Here is an 838-nt window from a genome sequence, read left to right on the forward strand (position 1 = left end):
GGGTCGGCTAGCAGTTAAGCGGCTTCCGTGTCCATGACGGAGGGGGAAAACTGGGACAGCACGCGATGAACATGCGACTTGCTGCACCCAACGGATCGCGCAATCTTTCGGATGCTCACCCCTGCCTTATGCATATCGTGGATGTGGGCCGCGTCCACCCCAATCGATTGCGGCAACATGGGGATGTAGAGGTACTCCCCGCCTGCCAGTGATGCCAGAGCCGCCAGGTATTCCGTGCGCTCCGCATCCGTGGGCGGGCGGCCTATCGTCTTTGCGAGAGCCATCACCAGCAATGCTCGACTCATGTCCTTCCCCTCAAGGAACCAGGTCATAACGCCAGCCCCAATACCCGATCAGGATGGCGTCGGCGCGATCACAGTCTTTCTTGCGGCTCAGCGGCGCCTCGGGGAATAGCTCGATGGCCTTTCCCCGTGCGGCGTCTTTCTCGGTGCCAATCAGGTTGTAAAACCGCTTCCACTTCACCGGGGCGACGGTCGTGTACGGGATGCGCAGCGCACCGAAGATGCCCTTGATGGCCCCGTAGGTTTCCCCGAAGCGGAACGCGGCAGCCTTGCCATCCGTGGGCCTCGCGCCTACCTGCTCCACGACCCCGCGCACGGATACGCCAGGGAAGCGGGCAAGCTCGGTGCGGACGATTTCGGCCAGCGCAGCGGCGTTGACGCTTTGCCGTCCCGACTTCCCCGTGCCCATCGTCGGCGTGTCGTGGACCGCGTGGAAGCGGTCGTCAACGAGGATGGAAACAGCCCCATGCAAGCCGGGGTCAACGCCTATCGTGACTCGCAGGGGCGTGTGCATTAGGCAGCCACCCCGAACACGC

Annotated in this window: 2 protein-coding genes; both read right to left on the reverse strand. The window is 63.5% G+C overall.

Features of this window, described 5'->3' with window-relative positions:
* Positions 1 to 14 precede the first annotated feature (14 nt).
* Complete coding sequence (locus QQX02_RS13415; RefSeq protein ID WP_367304245.1) at positions 15 to 332, reverse strand: helix-turn-helix domain-containing protein; 318 nt, start codon at positions 330 to 332, stop codon at positions 15 to 17.
* A partial coding sequence (locus QQX02_RS13080; RefSeq protein ID WP_301143794.1) for a RuvC family protein occupies positions 316 to 838 on the reverse strand: 523 nt, incomplete at its 5' end. The genes QQX02_RS13080 and QQX02_RS13415, both read right to left, overlap by 17 nt.

Origin of the sequence: Demequina muriae, assembly GCF_030418295.1 — a bacterium.
GTDB lineage: Bacteria > Actinomycetota > Actinomycetes > Actinomycetales > Demequinaceae > Demequina > Demequina muriae.

Bases quoted from the DNA above. Each gene is read 5' to 3' on its own strand.
- QQX02_RS13415 (WP_367304245.1), bottom strand. From the start codon at position 332: ATGACCTGGTTCCTTGAGGGGAAGGACATGAGTCGAGCATTGCTGGTG.